We start from the raw sequence: 19850 nt of genomic DNA, 5'->3' as shown, positions 1-19850 counted from the left end.
CGGCCCAGAAAAAAGGCCGCCGTTCCGGAGAACGGCGGCCCTTCTGGTCGGATCTGGAGATCCTAGTCTTCCTTGCTGCGCTTCTTGCGGAACGAGGGGTTCAGGACCTGCTTGCGCAGGCGGATGTTCTTCGGCGTAACCTCGACCAGCTCATCGTCCTCGATATAGGCGATGGCCTGTTCCAGAGTCATGCGGCGCGGCGGGGTCAGGCGGATCGACTCGTCCTTGCCCGAGGCGCGGACGTTGGTCAGTTGCTTGGCCTTCATCGGGTTGACGTCCAGGTCGTCCGAGCGGCTGTTTTCGCCGATGATCATGCCCTGGTAGGTCTTCTCGCCGGCGCCGACGAACATCACGCCGCGCTCTTCCAGGTTCCACAGGGCGTAGGCCGCCGTTTCACCGTCCGAGTTGCTGACGAGCACGCCCTTGCGCTGCTGGTCGATCGGGCCCTTGTGGGGCTCGTAGTGGCTGAACACGCGGTTCAGCACGCCCGAACCGCGCGTGTCGGTCAGGAACTCGCCCTGATAGCCGATCAGCGAGCGCGAGGGCGAGAGCAGCTGGATGCGGGTCTTGCCCGCGCCCGACGGGCCCATGTCCTTCAGCTCGGCCTTACGCGCCGACAGCTTTTCGATGACGATGCCGGTGAACTCGTCGTCGACGTCGATGACCACGTCTTCCATCGGTTCCAGGCGCTCGCCGTTCTCGCCGGTCTGATAGACCACGCGCGGGCGGCTGATCGACACCTCGAAGCCTTCGCGGCGCATGTTCTCGATCAAGACACCCAGCTGCAGTTCGCCGCGACCGGCGACTTCGTAGGCGTCCTTCTCCGAGGTCTCGGTGACGCGGATGGCCACGTTGCTCTCGGCTTCGCGCAGCAGGCGGTCGCGGATGACGCGCGACTGGACCTTGTCGCCTTCGCGGCCGGCCAGCGGGCTGTCGTTGACCGAAACGGTCATCGAGATGGTCGGCGGGTCGATCGGCTGGGCGGGCAGGGCCTCGGTGACTTCCATGGCGCAAAGCGTGTCGGCCACGGTGGCCTTGCTCATGCCGGCGATGGCGACGATGTCGCCCGCCTCGGCGCCTTCGTCGACCGGCTGGCGCTTCAGACCGCGGAAGGCCAGCACCTTGGTGATGCGGCCGCGCTCGATCTCGTTGCCGTCACGGTCCAGGGCATGGATGGCCATGCCGGGGATCGCCTTGCCGCTGGCGATACGACCGGTCAGCAGGCGGCCCAGGAACGGATCGCTTTCGATCAGCACGTTCAGCATCTGGAACGGCTTGTCCTTGTTTTCGGCCACCTTGGGCGGCGGAACGTGGCGGACGATCAGGTCGAACAGCGGCGCCAGGTTGTCGTTCGGCTGGTTCAGGTCCAGCGTCGCCCAGCCATTGCGGCCCGAGGCGTAGATGTGCGGGAAGTCCAGCTGCTCGTCCGTGGCGCCGATGGCGGCGAACAGGTCGAAGGTTTCGTTGTGGACGCGGTCCGGGTCGGCGTGGGCGCGGTCGACCTTGTTGATGCAGAGGATCGGGCGCAGGCCCATCTTCAGCGCCTTGGTCAGCACGAACTTGGTCTGCGGCATGACGCCTTCCTCGGCGTCGACCAGCAGGACGCAGCCGTCCACCATGCCCAGGATCCGCTCGACCTCGCCGCCGAAGTCGGCGTGACCGGGGGTGTCGATGATGTTGATCCGGGTCTCGCCCGCCTCACCGTTCCACAGCACCGAGGTGCACTTGGCGAGAATGGTGATGCCGCGCTCGCGCTCCTGGTCGTTCGAGTCCATCGCTCGTTCGGTGGTGGCTTCGTTGGCGCGGAACACGCCGGACTGAGCCAGCAGCTGATCGACGAGGGTGGTCTTGCCATGATCGACGTGCGCGATGATGGCGATATTTCGCATGGACATGGGGGCGGACGGACTTTCGGGAGGAATAGGAGATGACGCATCGCGTCAGGCGCGCGGCTTTTACGCGAACGCGTACAATTTATCCACCCCCGACGGTTGGAAACACTTGTCGCAGGACACCGGTGTCATCGCGAAAGTCTTATCCCGCTTGTGTTTGCGGCGTCTTCTCATCCGAGACGGTTTCATACGCAACAAATTGTGCAGTGCAATATGCCTGCTTTTTAGGCGGTTTCGCATAGCGCTGTTCCGCAACCCCCGTGATCAAAGGGGTTTGTGACGGGTGCGCTGCAAAAAAAAGACGTCAAACGCTCGTTTTCCGCTTGCCTAATTTTGCGCCGCACTCTAGAAACAATCCTGTGAGGCGGCGCTGCCGCTTCTGCCCTTCCTGGGCGTTTCCTCCCTAATGAACTGGCCCGGTGGTTTCACCGGGCTTTTTTTTGGCCTCAGCGTCGGCGGGTGTCGTTGATCCAGGACAATGCGCTGGGGCGTGTCGCCAAGCGGCTACTTCAGCGCCGCCAGATCCAGTCCCGTCAGCGCCCGGGTCAGGGCTTCGGCGTCGGCCGTCAGCTTGGCCAGGCCCTCGGTAGGCGCGCGGGTGGCTTCATCCATATAGAGCGCCCGGTTGATCTCGATCTGCAGGGCGTGGGTGCGCCTGGCCGGGCGGCCGTAGTGTTCGGTGGTATAGCCGCCGGCATAGGGTGCGTTGCGGGCGACATTGTAGCCCAGCCCTTCCAGCTCCCGCTCCACCAGCGCCGTCAGTTTCGGCGAACAGGCCGCGCCGAAACGATCGCCCAGCACGATGTCGCAGGCGCCGCCGCCCTTGGAGCGCTGCCCCCGCGCGGCGACGGCCGGCATCGAGTGCCAGTCGATCAGGATCGCCGCGCCGTGGGCGGCCCGCGCCGCAGCCAGCTGGCGGTCCAGCGCGTCATGATAGGGCCGGTGCGCCAGCTCGACCCGCGCCCTGGCCTCCTCGAACGACAGCTTGCGGCCATAGATCGGACGCCCTTCGCTGGCGACGCGCGGAATCGTTCCCAGTCCGGCCGCGACACGGGCGGTCCGACCTTGGGCGTAGTCCGGCAGATCCCCATCGAACATCGCCGGGTCCATTTCCCAGGGCTCGCGGTTCAGGTCGACATAGGCGCGGGCGAAGCGGGCGCGCACCACGGCCGCGCCCAGGGTGGGCGCGCGGGCGATCACGCGGTCGACAAAGGCGTCCTCCGAGGCGCGCAGCGTTTCGAGCGGCAGGCGGACGGCCGCGATCATCTCATCGGGATAGACGTCCCCGGAATGGGGTGAGGCGAACACCAGCGCCGTGGGCGGCGGCGCCCCGACCGGCGCGGCGCGCAGCACCTCGAACGCCGGCCCCGCGAAGGTCTCCAGCGGGGGGCTCGAAAGCGTTTCGTCGGCTCTCGAATCGTCGGGAAGGGGGCGCCACGCGCTCATGCTTCATCATCGAAGCGTCGCGGCGCGGGGTCAAACCTCAATCGCCCTCTTTAATCCGTCCACAGCCGCGACGTTTAGGTTCATCCCCGATTTACGGACGAGGCGCTAAGGTGGATCCTCTATCGACGACCTTGACCCCGGACACGTGACCTCATGGCCCGCATCCTCCTCGCCGAAGACGACGACTCCCTCCGCGGCTTCCTGGCCCGTGCGCTGGAGCGCGCCGGCTTCGAAGTCCAGGCCTGCGCCGACGGCGAGGAAGCCGTCCAGCACCTGGATCATCCCTGGGACCTGCTGCTGACCGACATCGTCATGCCGGGCATGGACGGCATCGAGGTCGCCCGCCAGGCCGCCGCCCGCGACCCGTCCTTGCGCATCATGTTCATCACCGGCTTCGCCGCCGTGGCCCTCTCGGCGCAGGATCGCGCGCCCGCCGGCGCCAAGGTGCTGTCCAAGCCCGTCCACCTGCGCGACCTTGTCGCCGAGGTGGAAAAGATGATGGCCGCCTGACCGCATAAAAAGTTGCGAAAGGCGGCTTGCGCAGTCCGCGAGCCGCCGCTATACCCCCACACCTTCCCGGCCGGGACGTCTTCACGAAGACGCTTCGGATCGCTTCGGCGGACGCGTAGCTCAGCGGGAGAGCACTACGTTGACATCGTAGGGGTCACAGGTTCAATCCCTGTCGCGTCCACCATTCCCTTCTTCCATGACGTCAAAGTGTTGCGGCGAAATCGATCGTTCGATTTCTCGCATGTTTCGGGCGGTTCCCGTTCAATTCGCCGTCCGCTGCGACGTGGCGTTGCGCGCGCCCCTGCGTCTGGAACGCCCTTCGTGCCCGTGCAGCTCTGATAGTCGTTTGGCGACCACCGGCGGCGGATGACCCTGGCTGAGCCGGCCTGAGATGCTCATCGCGCCGTTCGGCTCTTCATCAGCGGCTGGATCTTGGTCCCGAAGTCCTGCACCCCCTGCACGAAGTCGTCGAAGGTCAGCAGCACGCCGGCCGTGCCGGGGACCTGCGCGATCTCGTCCATCATCCGGGCGATGCTCGCATAGCTGCCCACCAGCGTGCCCATGTTGAGGTTCACCGCAGACTCCGGAGCGGCCAGCTGCTGGGTGTTGGTGGTTGCGCCGGCCTTGGCGTTGGGCGCCGCCTGCTGGGTCAGCCAGGCCAGGGCCTCCTGGTCGGCGCCGTCGCGGTATTTCTGCCATTTGGCCAGCGCCTTCTCGTCGGTCTCGTCGGCGATGACCATGAACAGGATGAAGGACTGGACGTCGCGGCCGGTCTTGGCGGCGGCGGCTTCGAGGCGTTGGTTGACGCTGGCGAAGGCGGTCGGGGTGTTGACGCCCTTGCCCAGGGCGAAGCTGTAGTCGGCGTACTGCGCCGTGAAGGCCAGGCCCTCGTCGGACGAGCCGGCGCAGATCAGCTTGGTTTCCTTGGGGTGCGGGCTGACCCGGCAGTCGTCCATCTGGAAGTACTTGCCCTTGAAGTCCGACACCCCGGTCTCCAGCAGGTCCTTCAGCACGGTCGTGTATTCGGCCAGGTAGTTGTAGCGGTCGGTATAGTGCTGCTCGCCCGGCCACAGGCCCATCTGGCTGTACTCGGCCTTCTGCCAGCCGGTGACCAGGTTCACGCCAAAGCGGCCCGGCGCGATCGAGTCGATGGTCGAGGCCATGCGCGCCACGATGGCCGGCGGGATGGTCAGGGTGGCGACGGTGGCGAAGATCTTGATCTTGGAGGTCACCGCAGCGAGGCCCGCCATCAGGGTGAAGCTCTCGAGGTTATGCTCCCAGAACTGCGTCTTGCCGCCGAACCCGCGCAGCTTGATCATCGAGAGGGCGAAGTCGAAGCCGTACTGCTCGGCCTTCTGGGTGATCTCCTTGTTCAGCTCGAAACTGGGCATGTACTGCGGCGAGGTCTCGGAGATGAGCCAGCCGTTGTTGCCGATGGGAATGAAGACGCCGACCTGCATGGGATGATTAGCCTTCTAGGGATTGAAGATGCTCCCCCGCGATGCGGGGGAGCTGTCGCGGAGCGACTGAGGGGGCGCGCTGGACATTGGCGCCGCCAGCCCCCTTCGGCCCTTTGGGCCACCTCCCCCGCATCGCGGGGGAGGAACTAAGGTCACGTCCCCTCCAGGAACGTCACCAGACCTTCGTTGAAGGTCTCGGGATCGGTGACGGTGAAGCCGTGGCCGCCCCAGGCGACCTGCTGGAAATCGGCGTTGGGAAGGCGGCCGGCCAGGCGCTGGGAGCAGAGCATCGGCACCAGCATGTCGTCGGCGCTGGCGCTGATCAGCACCCGGTGTGTGATCTCTTCCAGCCGCGCGTCGATGTCGAAGGCCAGCAGGGCGTTGATCCGCGCCAGCATGACCTCGCGGGGCGGGAAACCTGCCACGTGGTGAGCCTCCTCGGCCATCAGCCGGGTGTGGTTCCGCGAGATCCAGTCGGCCGGATAGAGGAAGATCGGCTGGGCGTGGACATAAGCCTCCGGGCCCGTGTCGTTCAGCAGATGGAGGCGGGTGTCAAAGCAGCGCTTGATGTGCGGGTCGGGACGGCTCCAGCCGTTGACGACCACCAGCTTGGCCAGGCGATCAGGGTGATCCAGCGCCAGTTGCAGCCCCGCATTGCCCCCGGCCGCGTGGCCGACCACGTGGGCCTTGGAAAGGCCCAGGGCGTCCATGACCTTGACCATGTCATCGGCCATGTGCGCGATGGTGTAGTGGGGCGGCAGTTCGCGAACGCTGCGGCCCGTGCCGCGATGGTCGTAGGTGACCACCGGCCAGCGCTCGGTCAGGGCCTGCATCTGCGGCGCCCAGAACGCCCCCGAGCCGCCCAGGCCCGACGACAGCAGCACGGCGTCTCTACCGGCGACAGGGCCTCCGTGGAGCTCGTAGAAGATGCCGTCGACGACGCCTGAAGTCATGGCTGGCTACTTCTTCCCCACGTGCGCCACGGACGCGATCTCGACCACGAAGCCGGGCTTCACCAGGCCGCACTGGATGCAGTAGCGGGCCGGTTTGTCGCCGGGGAAGTACTCGGCGTAGACCTTGTTCATCGGGGCGTAGTGAACCCAGTCGGTCAGGAAGATGTGGTTCATGGTCACGTCCTCCATCGTGCCGCCGGCGGTCTCGATGACAGACTTGATGGTCTCCAGCACCTGCCGGGTCTGGGCCTCGGCGTCGCCGGGGAAGGCGACGTTGTTGTCCTTGTCGAAGGCCAGGGTGCCAGAGACATAGACGACGCCGTCGGCCATCGTTCCTGGCGAGAATGGGGCGATGGGGACGCCTGTCCCGGGCGGGGTGATGACGGTCTTGGGCATTGGGGTCTCGTTCCTTTTTCCAGGTCCAAACGTGTCATCCCGGAAAGCCCGGAGGGCTTATCCGGGACCCAGGGGCCGCCGCTGGTGAGGCCACCCCTGGGTCCCGGCTCTCCGCTTCGCTACGGCCGGGATGACACCTGATTTAAGCTGCTCATGACGGCGCCAGCTGTCCGAACGTTCCCTTGAAGTCGGTGGTGTTCGACACCCAGCCGAAGAAGCTCTCGATGTTGAAAAGCGCGGCCTTCTGGACGAAGTCGGGGCCCGCCTGGTGGGTGGCGTCCTCCAGCACGGTCCCGAAATACTCAAGGAAGAAGCCGTCGCGCAGGGTCGACTCCACGCAGACGTTCGTGGCGATGCCGACGAACACCAGGTGGCGGATGCCGCGCGCCCGCAGCACGCTGTCCAGCTGGCTGTTGAAGAAGCCGGAATAGCGCGTCTTGTGCAGCTGGATGTCGCTGGGCAGGGGCTTGAGCGCGTCGACGAGCTCATATTCCCACTGGCCCCGGGCCAGCAGCTTGCCCTGCAGTTCGGGCCGGGCGCGCATCGTCTTCAGGGCGTTGGATTTCCACCAGTTGGGCGAGCCGGGACCGCCGGCCTCGACATATTGGTCGTCCCAGCCGTTCTGGAAATAGATCACCGTCATGCCGGCCGCGCGGGCCACAGGCAGGATCTCGGCGATCTTGTCGATCACCCCGGCCGCGCCCGAGATGTCGAAGCCGGCCAGGTCCAGATAGCCGCCGGGCGAGGCGTAGGCGTTCTGCATGTCGATGACGATCACTGCCGTCGTCTTGGGATCGATCGGCAGGGGCTCGGGCCGGGCGGGCAGCATCACGCAGCCGGGCGACAGCGGGGCGATCGGCGAGCTCATCGGCGCGGCTCCTTGTGATGTCCAGCCTGCATGGAATACCATTCCGCCGAACGCTGCAATCCGAACCATCTGGTTCAAGTTTGACCATTTGGTCCAAGTTCGAGAGCCGATGACCGGTCCCGCCGCCAAGTCCGTCAAGCCGCCGCGGGGGCGCATGGCCGGTCGCGGCGGCGCGAGGTCTTCCGGCGCCCGCGCTCTGGTCAAGGCCGCCCAATCGGCAGGCGAAACGGCGGACGCTCCGCCGCCGGCCGGCCGTCGCGCCCAGGCCGGCGAGGCCCGTAAGGCCGTGATCCTGGCGGCGGCGTTGTCGGTCTTCGCGCGCCTGGGCCTGGACGGGGCCAGCCTCGACGCCATCGCCCGCGCCGCAGGGCTGTCGAAGGCCAATCTGCTCTACTACTACCCGTCCAAGGACGCGCTCTACGTGGCTGTGCTGGAGCAGGGACTGTCGCGATGGCTGGCGCCGCTGGCCGGCTTCCGGCCAGAGGACGATCCGGCCGAGGCGATCAGCGCCCTGATCAAGGCCAAGCTGGCGATGAGTCGCGACCATCCCGAGGTCTCGCGCCTGTTCGCCCTGGAAATGCTACGCGGCGCACCGCTGTTGAAGCCGGTTCTTACGGGCCCGCTCAAGGCGGTGTTCGACGCCAAGGTCGCCGTGATCGAGGATTGGGTCGCGACAGGCAAGCTCGCCTCCGTCGACCCGCCGCATCTGATCTTCGCCATCTGGGCCTTGACCCAGCACTACGCCGACTTCGCCGTCCAGGTGCGCGCGCTGTCGGGCGGATCGTTGTCCGACAAGGGCTTTCTGGAAGAGGCCGTGGCGGCGGTGACGGCCCTGGTGCTGGATGGGGTGCGAGCGCGGGACGGCGTCGCGCCCTAGGGGCGCGCCAATCGCCAGACGGCGGCGTTCGGGGCAACGTCGGGGGGAACGGCGATCCGCAGGACGCGACACTCACCGCTTCGCCCGGGCGCAAAGGCCGGGGGCGCGACGACCTGTTTCCAGATCACCGCGCCGGCGCGGTCTTCGGCGATGACGGCTAGACGCTGGACGGACGCGCCGGGCGCGCGGCGGCACATCCATCCGCGCAGGACGGGGCGGCTTTCGCGACGCTGGTCGAGGCCGACCGACCGGAACACGAACGCGCGGCTGCCGATGTCGCCGATCACGACCGTGGTGGTCGACTTAGGTTGAAAAAGCGCCACAGCAAGCGCCAAGCCGACCATCACCGTCATTGCGACCCTTCCTCCTCGGAAAGCCAGAGTTCGTGGGCGTCCAGAGCCAGACGCAGCAAGGCGCCCTGGGCGGCCGCGCGCGCCGAGACCTCGGTGCGGCGCGCGTCGAACAACTGACGGCGGGCCGCGAGCACGTCTGTCAGGTCCCGCTCGCCCAGGGCGTAAGCCCGCTGAACGCGATCGGCGGCCTGTGCGGCGGCGGCTGTCGCCTCGCGCGAACGCGCCCAGGCCGAAAGGCCCGATCGGGCCTTGGCCACGTCGTTGCGGCCTTCGGCCTCGACGTTGCGCGCCACCATCCGATAGCGCGCTTCGGCGGCGGAGGCCGACGCGGTCTGGCGCTCGGCCGTCGCCGAGCGTCCCGCGCCGCCGAACGGAATGCTGACCGTGAGCCCCGCGCCCGTCTCGGCGCCGCCGCGCTCGTTGAACACCCGCAGGGCCAGGGTCGGGTCGGGACGCTGATCCAGCTTCGCGCGACGGGCCAGCGCGCCGTCGCGATCCGCCAGCGCCTTGGCGATGGTGATCTCGTGGCTTCGCGCGATGACCACCGGGATCCAGTCGTCGAGGGCGCGGGTCGGGGCGACCGGCTCGGACAGGGCCGGCGCTTGGGCCGGGGCCAAGCCCGGGTAGAGCATGTCGAGCGCCGAGCGCGCGGCCTCGGCGCGTCCCTGGGTTTCGGCCAGGGCGGCCTGGGCGCGGGCCAGCGCCGCCTGCGCCAGTTCCAGATCCAGCAGGGCGGCGTCCTTAAGTTCCACCCGACGCCGAAGAGCCGCGACCTCCTTCTGCTCGACGGCGATCTCGTCGCGGTCGACCGCGATGCGGGCCTCAGCCTCCAGCCATTCGATCCACAGTCCCGCGAGGCGCAGCGAGGCCTGGTGGCGCGCGTCATCCACGCTGTCGCGCGCGGCCAGGGCGCCCGCCGCGCCTGCCGCCAGGTCGAGGGTCCGTTTGCCCGGCGAGCGCAGGGCCCGGCTGGCCTGCAAGGACCATTCGGCGAAGTCGCCTTCGCCGCGCACCCGGCGTCGATCGCTGGAGAGGCCGATCGTTGTCTCGTGGGGACCGGCGGCCAGGCCGCGCTGTTCGGCTTCGGCGCCGCGTTGCAGGGCGCGGGCCTCGGCCAGCTCCGGCGAGCCCTCCAGCGCCGACAGGATGCGCGCGTCGCTGGGCAGGAAATCCGGGCGCGTCCAGCCGGTGTCGGCGGCGCTGGCGGCGGAGGCCAGGACCAGGCCGGCCGCGGCGGCGAGAAGAACGGTTTTCACGATGAAGCCTCCAGCGCTGCGGCCCCGGGCTCGACGCCGAAGCGGCGATAGAGAATGGGCAGCAGGATCAGGGTGAGCAGGGTGGAGGTCACCAGACCTCCCACCACGACGATGGCGAGCGGCCGCTGGATCTCGGAGCCGGGACCGGTGGCGGTCAGCAGCGGCACCAGGCCCAGCGCGGTGATGCTGGCGGTCATCAGCACCGGCCGCAGCCGGCGCCGCGCGCCCTCGGTGACGGCCGTGGCGACGTCGCGGCCGCGCTGCACCAGCTCGTTGAAGTGCGAGACGAGAACCAGGCCGTTGAGCACCGCGATGCCCAGCAGGGCGATCAGGCCGACCGAGGCGGGAACCGAGAGGTACTCGCCTGAGATCCACAGGGCCACCAACCCGCCGATCATCGCGAACGGAATGTTGGCCAGGATCAGCAGCGACTGGCGCGTGGACTTCAGGCTGATGAACAGGACGAGGAAGATCAGACCCAGCGCCATCGGCACCACCACGCCCAGCCGTGCGGCGGCGCGTTTCTGGTTCTCGAACTGTCCGCCCCAGGCGATACGGTAGCCTGGCGGCAGCGGAACCTCGCGCGCGACATTGGCCTGGGCTTCCTTGACGAAGCCGACCAGGTCGCGACCCTGGACATAGGCCTGGATCACGGCGAAGCGGGAGGCGTTCTCCCGGTCGATCTTGACCGGACCTTCGCGGCGCTGAATGCGGGCCACGTCGCCGGCGCGCACGACGCCGCCGTCGGGCGTGGCGATCTGGGCCTGTTCGAACAGGACCGGGTCCTCGCGCAGGTCCTGCGGCCCCCGGACCAGGATCGGCGTACGCTTGCCCTGCTCGAAGACCACCCCGGCGGGGGCGCCTTCCAGCTGAGCGCGCAGCTCCTGCTGCAGGGCCTGGGCGGAGAGGCCGACCCGCACGGCGGCGGCCCGGTCGACGTCCAGCTGCAGGTAGGTCACGCTGTCGCCGGCGACGGTATAGACGTCGGAGGCGCCGCGCGTCTTCTTGAGGGTCTCCTCGATGCGGCCGGCCAGATCTCCCAGCGTCCGGAGGTCGGGGCCGAACACCTTGACGGCCAGGTCCCCGCGGCTGCCGGTCAGCATCTCCGACACCCGCATCTCGATGGGTTGGGTGAAGGTGGCCTCCACCCCGGGGAACTGCGCCGCGACCTTGCGGATCTCCTCGGTCAGCCAGGCCTTGTCCTTCTTGCGCCAATCCTTGCGGTCGGCCAGCACGAGGAAGCTGTCGGTCTCATTCAGGCCCATGGGGTCGAGGCCGAGCTCGTCGGAGCCGACACGGGCGACGATCCGCTTCACCTCGGGCACCTGCGCCAGGATCGCGCGCTGCACCGCCATGTCCTGCCGGGCGCTGGCGTCGAGATTGATCGAGGGCAGCTTGGCCAGCTGCATCAGGATCGCGCCTTCATCCATCGTCGGCATGAAGCTCTTCCCGATCAGCACATAGGCGATCGCCGCCAGCACCATGCCGCCGCCGGCCGCCGCGAAGACCGGCTTGGGACGCGCCAGGGCCTTGGCCAGTCGGCGTTCATAGAACGGCCCGATCCGGCGCATGATCCAGGACTCCTGGTGCGGATGGGCCTTCAGCAACAAGGCGGCCAGGACGGGGATCACCGTGAACGACAGCAGCAGCGACGAGCCCAGGGCGAAGACGATGGTCAGGGCCACCGGCGCGAACAGCTTGCCCTCCAGGCCCTGCAGGCTGAGCAGGGGCAGGAACACCAGGCAGATGATCAAGACGCCCGACGTCACCGGCGCGGCGACCTCGGCGACGGCTTCATAGATCGCGTGCAGGCGACGGGAGCCGGTGAGGCTCGGGTTGTCGAGGCGCTCGACGGTGTTCTCGACCACGACCACGGCGGCGTCGACCAGCATGCCGATGGCGATGGCCAGTCCGCCCAGGCTCATCAGGTTCGCCGACAGGCCGAAGGTCTTCATCAAAAGGAAGGTGGTCAACGCCGCCAGGGGCAGGGTCACGGCCACTATGGTGGCGGCCCGCAGATCGCCCAGGAACAGCAGCAGCAGAATGACCACCAGGACCGTCGCCTCGACCAGGGCCTTGTTGACGGTTCCGGTCGCGCGCTGGATCAGGTCGGAGCGATTGTAGAAGGGGCTGATGGTGACGCCCTTGGGCAGGGAAGGCTGGATCTCCTTCAGCCGCGCCTCGACCGATCGGACGACCGCCTTGGCGTCGGCGCCCCGCAGAGCGATGACGATGGCCTGAACGGCTTCCTCGCGGCCGTTCTCGGTCACCGCGCCATAGCGGGTCAGGGCGCCTTCGCTGACCTCCGCCAGATCGCCGAGGCGCGCGACGCCCCCGCCGGGCAAGGCGATGGCGGTGTCGCGCAGGTCGTCCAGGCTGGTGATCGCCCCTGCGACGCGCACGACCAGCGCCTCTTCGCCCTCGCTGAGGCGACCCGAGCCGTCGTTGCGGTTCGAAGCGGGAATGGCGTCGATGATCGCCTGGGCGGTCAGGCCCGAGGCGGCCAGGGCGGCGGGATCGGGCGAGACCTCGAAGGTCTTGGCCCGGCCGCCCAGCACGTTGACGTCGGCGACGCCGGGCAGGCCGCGCAGGGCCGGGCGGACGGTCCAGTCGAGCAGGGTGCGCTTCTGCTCCAGCGTCAGGCCCTCGCCCTCCAGCGTGAACATGAAGACGTCGGACAGGGGCGTGGAGATGGGCGAGAGACCGCCGCTGACGCCCGCCGGCAAGGCGCCCAGGGCGTTGGATAGGCGCTCGGCGGTCTGCTGGCGGGCCCAGTACACGTCCGTGCCCGGCGCGAAATCGATGGTCAGGTCGGCGATCGCGTACTTGGCCGTCGAGCGCAGCATGGCCTGCTTGGGAATGCCCAGCAGCTCCATCTCCAGCGGCGTGATGACCTGGCTCTCGACCTCCTCTGGGGTCATGCCGGGGGCCTTGAGAATGATCTTCACCTGGGTCGGCGAGATGTCGGGAAAGGCGTCGACGGGCAGTTTCAGGAACGCGTTCGCGCCCAGTCCGACCAGGGCGATGGCCAGCACGGCGGCCAGCAGGCGCTGCGAGAGCGCCAGGGCGATGAGCTTGCGCATGCTAGTGGCCCAGCGCCGACTTCAGTTGAGACGCGCCTGAGGCCGCGATGCGCGCGCCGGGGGCGAGGCCGGTCACAACCGCTTCGACGCCGGCCGCGCCCAGTACCGTCACGGCGCGCGCCTCGTAGCCGGCGGCGGTCTTGACGAACACGCGGGCGCCGGCGCTGTCCTGCGCCAGGGCGCCGCGCGGAATGGTCTGGGCGCCGCTCGGTGCGGGGCTCAGCACCGTCACCGTGACCGTCTGACCGGGCGCAAGGCCCGCGGCGGTGGCCAGTTCGGCGCGCAGGGGCAGGGACCGGGTCTTGGGATCGATGCTGGCGCCGAGCGCCACGATGCGCCCGGTGATGTCGCCGACCCGAACCGGATAGCCGACCTTCAGCCGGCGAGCGACTTCGGGGGAGACGCGCGCCTCGACCCACAGGCGATCGGCGCGGTCCAGGGTCACGGCCGGGGCCATGGCCTCCAGGCCGCCGCCGGGCTGGGCGGTGACAGCCGCCACGCGGCCGGCGGTCGGAGCGCGCAGGACGTACTCGCCACGGGTTCAGCCGGCGCCGGAGAGCAGGCGACGACGCTCGTTGACCATGGCGCGGGCCTGCTGCAGCCGGGCTTGCGCCTCCTCGGCCCGGGCGCCGGCGATGACGCCTTCGCTGGCCAGCTGTTGCAGCCGTCGCGCGGCGGCCTCGGCCACGCGCAGTTCGGCCTGGCTTTGGACGAGCTCCGAGGACACCGCCAGCGCTTCGCGGCTGAACAGCGTCACCAGCGGCGCGCCGGCCTTGACCGACTGACCCTCCAGCACGTGGATCCGCGTCACCGTCCCGGCGAAGGGGGCGGCGACCACCCGCCGGTCGTTGAGCGGAGGCGTGATCGCGCCAGGCAGCGCCGCCACGGGCGCGCCTGAAGCTGGCTTGGCGGTGGTCAGGACGATCCCCATGGCCTTCTCCTGCGCCGCGCTCAAGGCCATCGGACCGGCGGCCAGGGCGGAGGTGCTGAAGAGACAGGCGAGGAGCGCGGCGGCGACCAGGGGATGAGCGGGGGGCATGGGCTCCTCGGGGGATTGAACGCGCCCCTGATGCGCCGCCAGCCTGAAGCGTGTCTGAAGCGAAGCTGAAACGAAGCTGAAAGCGTCCTGTCAGGTTCGTTTCAGCCGGGAGTGCTATGCTGTGGCGTCCGCCAAAGGAGACCCGCCATTCGCGTCCTGCTCGTCGAAGATGATCCGGAAATCGCCCGTCGCCTCGCCTCGCCGCGGCGCTGGCGGAGGCGAGCTTCGTCGTCGAACGCGCCGGGGACGGTGAGACGGGCCTGCTGCTGGGCCGCACCAACGACTTCGACGCCGTGGTGCTGGATCTGGGCCTGCCGCGCCTGCCGGGGCTGGAGGTGTTGAAGCAGTGGCGCCGCGAGGGGCGCGACATGCCGGTGCTGGTGCTGACGGCCCGCGACGCCTGGACCGACCGGGTGGAGGGCCTGAACGCCGGGGCCGACGACTATCTCGGCAAGCCCTTCCAGAACGCCGAGGTGGTGGCGCGCCTGCGGGCGCTTACGCGGCGCTCGGCGGGCCGGTCGTCGCCGGTGATGCGTCGCGGCGACATCGTGCTCGACCCCGAGGCCGGGACCGTCCAGCGCGGCGAAGAGGCCGTGGAGCTGACCGCCCGCGAACTGAAAGTGCTGGCCTATCTGATGCACCGCGCGGGCCGCGTGGTGTCGCAGGGCGAACTGATCGACCACGTCTACAGCCTGGACGAGACGCGGGAGTCCAACACGATCGAGGTCTATGTCGCCCGCCTGCGCAAGAAGCTGGGCAAGGACGCGATCCGGACGATCCGAGGCCTGGGATACAAGTTCGCCTGATGCGCCAGCTGTGGACCAGTTTTCGCACGCGCCTGATCGTCGGCGCCGCCGTCTGGATCATCGCCGGCCTCGCCGTCAGCGGCTTTTTGCTGTCGGAACTGTTCAAGGCCCACGTGACCCAGCAGTTCGACGACGAGTTGCACGGTCACGCCGCCGAACTGGCCGCGCTGATCGACATCGCGCCGGATGGCGGTCTTTCGCTGCATCGCCGTCTGAGCGATCCCCGATTCCTGCCGAAGGATTCAGGCTTCTACTGGCGGGTTGAAGGCCCCGGCGGGCAGGCCATCACCTCTCCCTCCCTGGCGGGGCGCGACCTGCCGTTGCCAGATCCGCTGCCCCCGCTCGGCGTCGAGCGGCACGTCTTCATTGACGGCCCCTCCGGGCAGGTTCGCCTGGTGGAGCGCTCGGTCGCCAACCCGCACGGAGCGCCCCTGCGCCTGGGGATCGGCGTGGACCAGCGTCTGCTCGACCAGGTGTTGGGACGATTCAACTGGACGCTCTTCCTGTCGCTGACGATCGTCGCCGCTGGCCTGATCGGCGCGGCGATGCTCCAGGTCTGGTTCGGACTGCGTCCGCTGACCCGCATGCGCCACGCGCTGTCGGCCGTTCGCCTGGGCCAGGCGAGCCGTCTGCCGGAGGACCTCCCCAGCGAGGTGCGTCCGCTGGCGATCGACCTGAACGCCCTGCTCGAGGCCAATGTCGAGATGCTGCGGCGCGCCCGCACCCAGGCCGGCAACCTCGCCCACGCGCTCAAGACGCCCCTGGCCATCCTGGTCGACGAGGCCGAGCGGATGCGCGCCGCCGGACAGGGCGAGGCCGCCGAGGTGGTCATCCTGCAGTGCGAGCGAATGCGCCGGCAGATCGACTATCAGATCGCCCGCGCCCGCGCGGCGGCGTTGAAGCGGGCGCCGGGCGTGGCGGCGGATGTCAAGGCGACGCTGGACCCGGTGGTCGCAGCCCTCTCGCGCCTCTATGCGCGCCGGGACGTGTCGTTCGTCGTCGACTACCAAGACCAGCCCATCGTCGCGGTGGACGCTCAGGACCTCAGCGAGATTCTCGGCAACGTCATCGACAACGCTGGCAAATGGGCGCGGTCGCGGACGGAGATCCTGGTGCGGCGCCGGGGCGACTTCGCCGAGATCATCGTCGACGACGACGGACCCGGCCTGCCGCCGGAGAGCTATGAGCACGTCTTCGGCCTCGGCGAGCGGCTGGACGAGCGGACGCCCGGCCATGGCCTGGGGCTGTCGATCGTGCGCGATCTGGTCGGGCTTTACGAAGGTCGCGTGGTGCTGGACCTCGCGCCGCCAGGCGGTCTGCGGGTGATCCTGACCTTCCCGGCGATCACTGCTTAGCGCGGCGACGAGAGCGTCGGGACTGTTAAGCGCCGGGAAGGACGCGCGCCAGCCGAGCCTGCATGCGCTCCCAGGTGTTGCGCTTGATCGGCTCGCCGCGGCGCAGCTTGGTCCAGGTGGTTTCGCTAATCCCATAGATGCGGGTGAGGTGCTCGCGGGTGATGGCGGGCAGGGCGTTCTTGAGCGTCTCGAAGCGCTCGGCGCTGATGACCACGGTGTCGCTCACACGGGACTCCAACAAGGGGTGAAAGAGGACGCGGCCGGCGCAAGGGGGGGGACGCGCCGGCCGCTGACGATCGCCGGGGAGGCGGACGATCGCTATTCGTGCGCGGCCCCAGCGGGCTTGCGGTAGTCGAGGGCCGGCGGACGATCGCCCAGCATGGCCTTGTAGGTGAAGTTCGGACCACGGCGCTCGTTGAGCTCGGCCTTGGCCTTCTTGACGATGTCGGGGTTGGCGAACAGGTCCGCGCCGGTCAGGGCCAGGGTCTTGGCGGCGTTTACCGCGCCCTTCACGCCGATCGAGGAGCCGGCCGCGGCGACGTTCTGCCAGCTGTGACCGGCCGAGCCGGGCACGAAGGTCGCCGTGCCCAGGCCCACGGTCGGCGTGACCCAGCTGATGTCGGAGACGTCGGTCGAGCCGCCGCCGCCCTCCAGCTCGATCTTGTAGGGCTCCTCCGTCTTGACCGTGTCGATCGAGGGCGGATTGACCAGCGAGGTCTGGATCTTCTTGGCGAAGGCGATCTCTTCCGGCGTCCAGGTGATCCCGCCGACCTTGCGCAGGTTGGCGTCCATCACGCGGCCGAGCGTGTCGTTGGGCAGCAGGGCGTAGACGCCGCCGGTGATTTCCTTGTCGACCGTCGTGCCGGTCGCGATGGCCGCGCCCTCGGCCGCCTTCTCGACCCGCGACCAGACGTCCTTGACCACGGCGGGATCGGGGTGGCGGACGTAGTAGTAGACCTCGGCGAAGTTGGGCACGACGTTCGGGGCCGTGCCGCCGGCGGTGATCACGTAGTGGATGCGGGTCTTGTCCGGCGTGTGCTCGCGCAGGAAGTTGGTGGCCACGTCCATGACCTCGACGCCGTCCAGGGCCGAGCGGCCCTTTTCCGGCGCGCCGGCGGCGTGGGCCGAGACGCCATGGAAGCGGAACTTGCCGCTGATATTGGCCATCGACACGCCCTGGACGGCCGAGTTGCTGTTGGCCGGGTGCCAGTGCAGCGTGGCGTCGACGTCGTTGAACAGGCCGTCGCGCACGAAATAGACCTTGCCCGAGCCGCCTTCCTCGGCGGGCGTGCCGTAGACGCGCAGCTCGCCCTTGATGTTGTTCTTGACCATCCATGCCTTGAGCGCGACGGCCGCGCCGACCGAGGCCGCGCCGAACAGGTTATGGCCGCAGCCGTGGCCCGCGATCTGGCCGGGGATGCCGGTCTTCACCGGATCGGCGGTCTGGGCCAGTCCCGGCAGGGCGTCGAACTCGGCCAGGATGGCGATGACCGGACCCTCGCCGTTCTTGTAGCTGGCGATGAAGGCCGTCGGTTCGCCCGTCACGCCCGCCTTTACCGCGAACCCGGCGGCCTTCAGCTGGTCCTGCAGCAGGGCCGTGCTCTTGGTCTCCTGATAGCCGACCTCGGCGAAGCTCCAGATCTTCAGGGCCGCGTCCTGGATGTTGGCCGCGTCCGCATCGACGAGCTTGAGGATCTGCGCCTTCTCGGCCTCGGGGACGGGTTTGGCGAAGGCGTGCGGCGCCAGGACCCCGCTGGCCACGGTGGCCGACAGGAGAGCGAGCTTGAGGGCGGACAGCTTCATTGGACGTTTCCCCGGACTGCGAAGGACCGCGCCCCCGGACAACGGAACGGAGGCGGTCGATCGGTAAGACGCAGCTCGCCGCCGCAACCTCACCTTCGGATCGAGAAAACTTGTACCTGGGCCTTAGGCGCCGTGCGCGGGGCGCACCAGCTCGATGCGCTGGGCGTCGCTGCGCCCGACCTCGACCAGGCCGTAGGTGCGCAGGGCCGCGACGAACGCGTCGATCTGGCCGGTCTTGAACACGCCGCTGACCGGGGTGGCGGCCAGCACGGGGTCGGAGACGTCCAGCTTGCGCGCCGAAAACCGGTTCATCTCGGCGACGACCGCCGACAGCGGTTCGCCGTCGAAGACGAGGCGGCCCTGCAGCCAGGCCGCCTCCTTGGCGGTGTCGACGGCGGCGATGATCCAGTCGGCCCGATCGGCGGCCACGAAGCGCGACCCGGCCGTTATTTCGACTTGGCGCGGCCCCTTGGGCGAGTCACCGGCGATCCGGACGCGGCCCTCCACCAGGGTCACCGACAGCTTGCCCGGCTCCAGGCGCACGTCGAACGCCGTGCCGACGGCGGTGACGGACGTATCGCCGGCGGCGACGATGAACGGGCGGGTCTTGTCCTTGGCCACCTGGAAATAGGCCTGGCCTCTGACCAGGGTCAGCCGGCGTTCCCGGTCCCAGTGATTGACCCGGACGGCGGAGTCGGTGCTGAGGGTCACGACCGAATTGTCGGCCAGGCGGAACGTCGAGCGCTCGCCCACGGCCGTCGAAAACACCGGCTCGTCGGCCACCGGCGCGGCGGGATTTCGGTCGGCGAGCCAACGCCAGCCCACCGCCGCGCCGCCGACGGCGGTGACGAGGCTGGCCGCGGCCAGGCCCAGGCTGCGCCGGCTGATCAGGCGCGGCCGTGACGCATCCAGGCTCAGCGCGTCGGCCCGCAGGGCGGCGAAGGCGGGATCGTGCTCGACGCTGGACAGGTCGTTCCAGACACCGTCCACCGCCTTCCAGGCGTCGGCGTGCCGCGCGTCGGCGTTCAGCCAACGCTGGAAGTCGCGTCGCTCCTGGAGAGAGACATCGCCGGCCTGCAGCCGCGCGAACCAAGTCGCCGCGGCGCTAGCCGGGTCTTCGGGTCTCTCGTGCTCCGACGTTGTCGACGTCATCCTGGTCCCGCAGGCGTTCGTGCAAGTGCCGAAGCGCCTTCATCACGTGTTTCTCGACAGCGCTGACGGAGACACCCAGGCGCTGGGCGACGAGCTTGTAGCTCATCTCCTCGAAGCGCACGAGGATGAAAACCCGTCGCGTACGTTCCGGCAGCGCATTCAACGCCGCCATCATGCGCGCCACCTGTTCGCGTCCCTGTAAGACGCGCTCGGGAGACATTTCATCAACGGGGTGATGCGATTCCTGCAATTCGCAGTGATCGGAGCGGCGGCGGGTGCGATCGCGGCGGCTACGATCGATCAGGACATTGGCCGCCACCTCGAACAGATAGCCTTCCACATTGTTGACCACCGGCGCCGGCTGCCGCTTCTGGATTCGCAGAAGCACCTCCTGCACGAGGTCCTCAACGTCGGCGGCCGGGGCGCGCCGGGAGAAGAAGGCGCGCAGCGCCGGGATGAAGCGCGCGCCGCTGTCGACGAGGGCCGTAGGCTCCCCCGACGTTTTCGGCGTTTTGCCGCCCCAGATCATAACGCTCGCCCCGACATATGACGGTCAGGTGAAATCGTGCGTCTGTCCCTGTCAAGCCGCCGCCGGACAATG

Annotated in this window: 18 protein-coding genes, 1 tRNA gene and 2 pseudogenes; 5 read left to right on the top strand and 16 right to left on the bottom strand. The window is 68.7% G+C overall.

Annotated elements, in window-relative coordinates:
* Positions 1 to 62: 62 nt before the first annotated feature.
* Positions 63 to 1895, bottom strand: a complete 1833-nt coding sequence (gene typA / locus CSW63_RS19540; protein ID WP_062097652.1) for a translational GTPase TypA — start codon at positions 1893 to 1895, stop codon at positions 63 to 65.
* A gap of 501 nt (positions 1896 to 2396) precedes the next feature.
* Positions 2397 to 3338: an N-formylglutamate amidohydrolase gene (locus CSW63_RS19535; RefSeq protein ID WP_062097649.1), complete on the bottom strand. Its 942-nt coding sequence runs from the start codon at positions 3336 to 3338 to the stop codon at positions 2397 to 2399.
* Between the two features lie 153 nt (positions 3339 to 3491).
* On the opposite strand from CSW63_RS19535, the gene cpdR reads away from it, so the two are divergent.
* Positions 3492 to 3848, top strand: coding sequence for a cell cycle two-component system response regulator CpdR (gene cpdR, locus CSW63_RS19530; RefSeq protein WP_010918630.1), 357 nt, complete (start codon positions 3492 to 3494; stop codon positions 3846 to 3848).
* A gap of 109 nt (positions 3849 to 3957) precedes the next feature.
* Positions 3958 to 4032: transfer RNA gene (locus CSW63_RS19525), tRNA-Val, on the top strand.
* 211 nt (positions 4033 to 4243) lie between these two features.
* Here the strand turns inward: CSW63_RS19525 and rutA are convergent.
* The 5 genes and pseudogenes from rutA to rutB form a co-directional block, all read right to left on the bottom strand.
* On the bottom strand, positions 4244 to 5308 hold the full coding sequence (gene rutA / locus CSW63_RS19520; protein WP_062097647.1) for a pyrimidine utilization protein A: 1065 nt from the start codon (positions 5306 to 5308) through the stop codon (positions 4244 to 4246).
* A 152-nt stretch (positions 5309 to 5460) separates the two neighbouring features.
* Entirely contained in the window at positions 5461 to 6261 is an 801-nt protein-coding gene (rutD, locus tag CSW63_RS19510; RefSeq protein WP_062097645.1) for a pyrimidine utilization protein D, read from the bottom strand.
* 6 nt (positions 6262 to 6267) lie between these two features.
* Complete coding sequence (gene rutC / locus CSW63_RS19505) at positions 6268 to 6657, bottom strand: pyrimidine utilization protein C (protein WP_062097643.1); 390 nt, start codon at positions 6655 to 6657, stop codon at positions 6268 to 6270.
* Between the two features lie 60 nt (positions 6658 to 6717).
* A pseudogene (locus tag CSW63_RS23915) lies at positions 6718 to 6799 on the bottom strand (hypothetical protein); the annotation flags it as partial.
* Between the two features lie 9 nt (positions 6800 to 6808).
* Entirely contained in the window at positions 6809 to 7525 is a 717-nt protein-coding gene (gene rutB, locus CSW63_RS19500; protein ID WP_062097641.1) for a pyrimidine utilization protein B, read from the bottom strand.
* Positions 7526 to 7634: 109 nt separating this feature from the next.
* On the opposite strand from rutB, the gene rutR reads away from it, so the two are divergent.
* Positions 7635 to 8402, top strand: coding sequence for an HTH-type transcriptional regulator RutR (rutR, locus tag CSW63_RS19495; protein WP_082749613.1), 768 nt, complete (start codon positions 7635 to 7637; stop codon positions 8400 to 8402).
* On the opposite strand, the gene CSW63_RS19490 is transcribed toward rutR, so the two are convergent.
* Genes CSW63_RS19490 through CSW63_RS24220 form a run of 5 tightly spaced genes read right to left on the bottom strand, consistent with a single transcriptional unit; the run spans position 8399 to position 14133 of the window.
* On the bottom strand, positions 8399 to 8755 hold the full coding sequence (locus tag CSW63_RS19490) for a hypothetical protein (protein WP_062097639.1): 357 nt from the start codon (positions 8753 to 8755) through the stop codon (positions 8399 to 8401). The two genes, rutR and CSW63_RS19490, sit on opposite strands and share 4 nt — an antisense overlap.
* A complete protein-coding gene (locus CSW63_RS19485; protein ID WP_062097637.1) occupies positions 8752 to 10011 on the bottom strand; it encodes a TolC family protein in 1260 nt (419 codons plus the stop codon). The genes CSW63_RS19490 and CSW63_RS19485 overlap by 4 nt, the downstream gene beginning before the upstream one ends.
* Positions 10008 to 13094, bottom strand: coding sequence for an efflux RND transporter permease subunit (locus tag CSW63_RS19480; protein WP_062097635.1), 3087 nt, complete (start codon positions 13092 to 13094; stop codon positions 10008 to 10010). The genes CSW63_RS19485 and CSW63_RS19480 overlap by 4 nt, the downstream gene beginning before the upstream one ends.
* A 1-nt stretch (position 13095) precedes the next feature.
* Positions 13096 to 13617 carry an efflux RND transporter periplasmic adaptor subunit gene (locus tag CSW63_RS24225; RefSeq protein ID WP_082749611.1) on the bottom strand — a complete coding sequence of 174 codons (522 nt, stop codon included), beginning with the start codon at positions 13615 to 13617 and terminating at the stop codon, positions 13096 to 13098.
* 18 nt (positions 13618 to 13635) lie between these two features.
* Positions 13636 to 14133 carry a biotin/lipoyl-binding protein gene (locus tag CSW63_RS24220; RefSeq protein WP_062097631.1) on the bottom strand — a complete coding sequence of 166 codons (498 nt, stop codon included), beginning with the start codon at positions 14131 to 14133 and terminating at the stop codon, positions 13636 to 13638.
* A 147-nt stretch (positions 14134 to 14280) separates the two neighbouring features.
* Between CSW63_RS24220 and CSW63_RS19465 the strand changes: the two are divergent.
* Together CSW63_RS19465 and CSW63_RS19460 are read left to right on the top strand one after the other, a co-directional pair.
* Positions 14281 to 14939: pseudogene (locus CSW63_RS19465) on the top strand (response regulator transcription factor).
* The gene (locus tag CSW63_RS19460) at positions 14939 to 16294 is read left to right on the top strand and encodes an ATP-binding protein (RefSeq protein WP_062097629.1); all 1356 of its coding nucleotides are present in this window, start codon (positions 14939 to 14941) and stop codon (positions 16292 to 16294) included. The pseudogene CSW63_RS19465 and the gene CSW63_RS19460 overlap by 1 nt, the downstream one beginning before the upstream one ends.
* A gap of 25 nt (positions 16295 to 16319) precedes the next feature.
* Here CSW63_RS19460 and CSW63_RS19455 read toward each other — a convergent pair whose 3' ends face one another.
* The 4 genes from CSW63_RS19455 to CSW63_RS19440 form a co-directional block, all read right to left on the bottom strand.
* Positions 16320 to 16520, bottom strand: a complete 201-nt coding sequence (locus CSW63_RS19455) for a hypothetical protein (RefSeq protein ID WP_062097627.1) — start codon at positions 16518 to 16520, stop codon at positions 16320 to 16322.
* Between the two features lie 92 nt (positions 16521 to 16612).
* Entirely contained in the window at positions 16613 to 18097 is a 1485-nt protein-coding gene (locus CSW63_RS19450) for an amidohydrolase (RefSeq protein ID WP_099503069.1), read from the bottom strand.
* A gap of 123 nt (positions 18098 to 18220) precedes the next feature.
* On the bottom strand, positions 18221 to 19249 hold the full coding sequence (locus CSW63_RS19445) for a FecR domain-containing protein (protein ID WP_062097623.1): 1029 nt from the start codon (positions 19247 to 19249) through the stop codon (positions 18221 to 18223).
* Positions 19203 to 19778: an RNA polymerase sigma factor gene (locus CSW63_RS19440; RefSeq protein WP_062097621.1), complete on the bottom strand. Its 576-nt coding sequence runs from the start codon at positions 19776 to 19778 to the stop codon at positions 19203 to 19205. The genes CSW63_RS19445 and CSW63_RS19440 overlap by 47 nt, the downstream gene beginning before the upstream one ends.
* Positions 19779 to 19850: the final 72 nt, after the last annotated feature.

It is taken from the genome of Caulobacter sp. FWC26 (genome assembly GCF_002742645.2).
GTDB lineage: Bacteria > Pseudomonadota > Alphaproteobacteria > Caulobacterales > Caulobacteraceae > Caulobacter.
The sequence above is the reverse complement of the archived record's forward strand: the minus strand, read 5'-3'. Positions and strand labels throughout refer to the sequence as shown.

Excerpts from the sequence above, each read along its gene's own strand:
- typA (WP_062097652.1), bottom strand. The coding sequence starts at position 1,895 with ATGTCCATGCGAAATATCGCCATCATCGCGCACGTCGATCATGGCAAG.
- CSW63_RS19535 (WP_062097649.1), bottom strand. The coding sequence starts at position 3,338 with ATGAGCGCGTGGCGCCCCCTTCCCGACGATTCGAGAGCCGACGAAACG.
- cpdR (WP_010918630.1), top strand. The coding sequence starts at position 3,492 with ATGGCCCGCATCCTCCTCGCCGAAGACGACGACTCCCTCCGCGGCTTC.
- rutA (WP_062097647.1), bottom strand. The coding sequence starts at position 5,308 with ATGCAGGTCGGCGTCTTCATTCCCATCGGCAACAACGGCTGGCTCATC.
- rutD (WP_062097645.1), bottom strand. The coding sequence starts at position 6,261 with ATGACTTCAGGCGTCGTCGACGGCATCTTCTACGAGCTCCACGGAGGC.
- rutC (WP_062097643.1), bottom strand. The coding sequence starts at position 6,657 with ATGCCCAAGACCGTCATCACCCCGCCCGGGACAGGCGTCCCCATCGCC.
- rutB (WP_062097641.1), bottom strand. The coding sequence starts at position 7,525 with ATGAGCTCGCCGATCGCCCCGCTGTCGCCCGGCTGCGTGATGCTGCCC.
- rutR (WP_082749613.1), top strand. The coding sequence starts at position 7,635 with ATGACCGGTCCCGCCGCCAAGTCCGTCAAGCCGCCGCGGGGGCGCATG.
- CSW63_RS19490 (WP_062097639.1), bottom strand. The coding sequence starts at position 8,755 with ATGACGGTGATGGTCGGCTTGGCGCTTGCTGTGGCGCTTTTTCAACCT.
- CSW63_RS19480 (WP_062097635.1), bottom strand. The coding sequence starts at position 13,094 with ATGCGCAAGCTCATCGCCCTGGCGCTCTCGCAGCGCCTGCTGGCCGCC.
- CSW63_RS24220 (WP_062097631.1), bottom strand. The coding sequence starts at position 14,133 with ATGCCCCCCGCTCATCCCCTGGTCGCCGCCGCGCTCCTCGCCTGTCTC.
- CSW63_RS19460 (WP_062097629.1), top strand. The coding sequence starts at position 14,939 with ATGCGCCAGCTGTGGACCAGTTTTCGCACGCGCCTGATCGTCGGCGCC.
- CSW63_RS19450 (WP_099503069.1), bottom strand. The coding sequence starts at position 18,097 with ATGAAGCTGTCCGCCCTCAAGCTCGCTCTCCTGTCGGCCACCGTGGCC.
- CSW63_RS19445 (WP_062097623.1), bottom strand. The coding sequence starts at position 19,249 with ATGACGTCGACAACGTCGGAGCACGAGAGACCCGAAGACCCGGCTAGC.
- CSW63_RS19440 (WP_062097621.1), bottom strand. The coding sequence starts at position 19,778 with ATGATCTGGGGCGGCAAAACGCCGAAAACGTCGGGGGAGCCTACGGCC.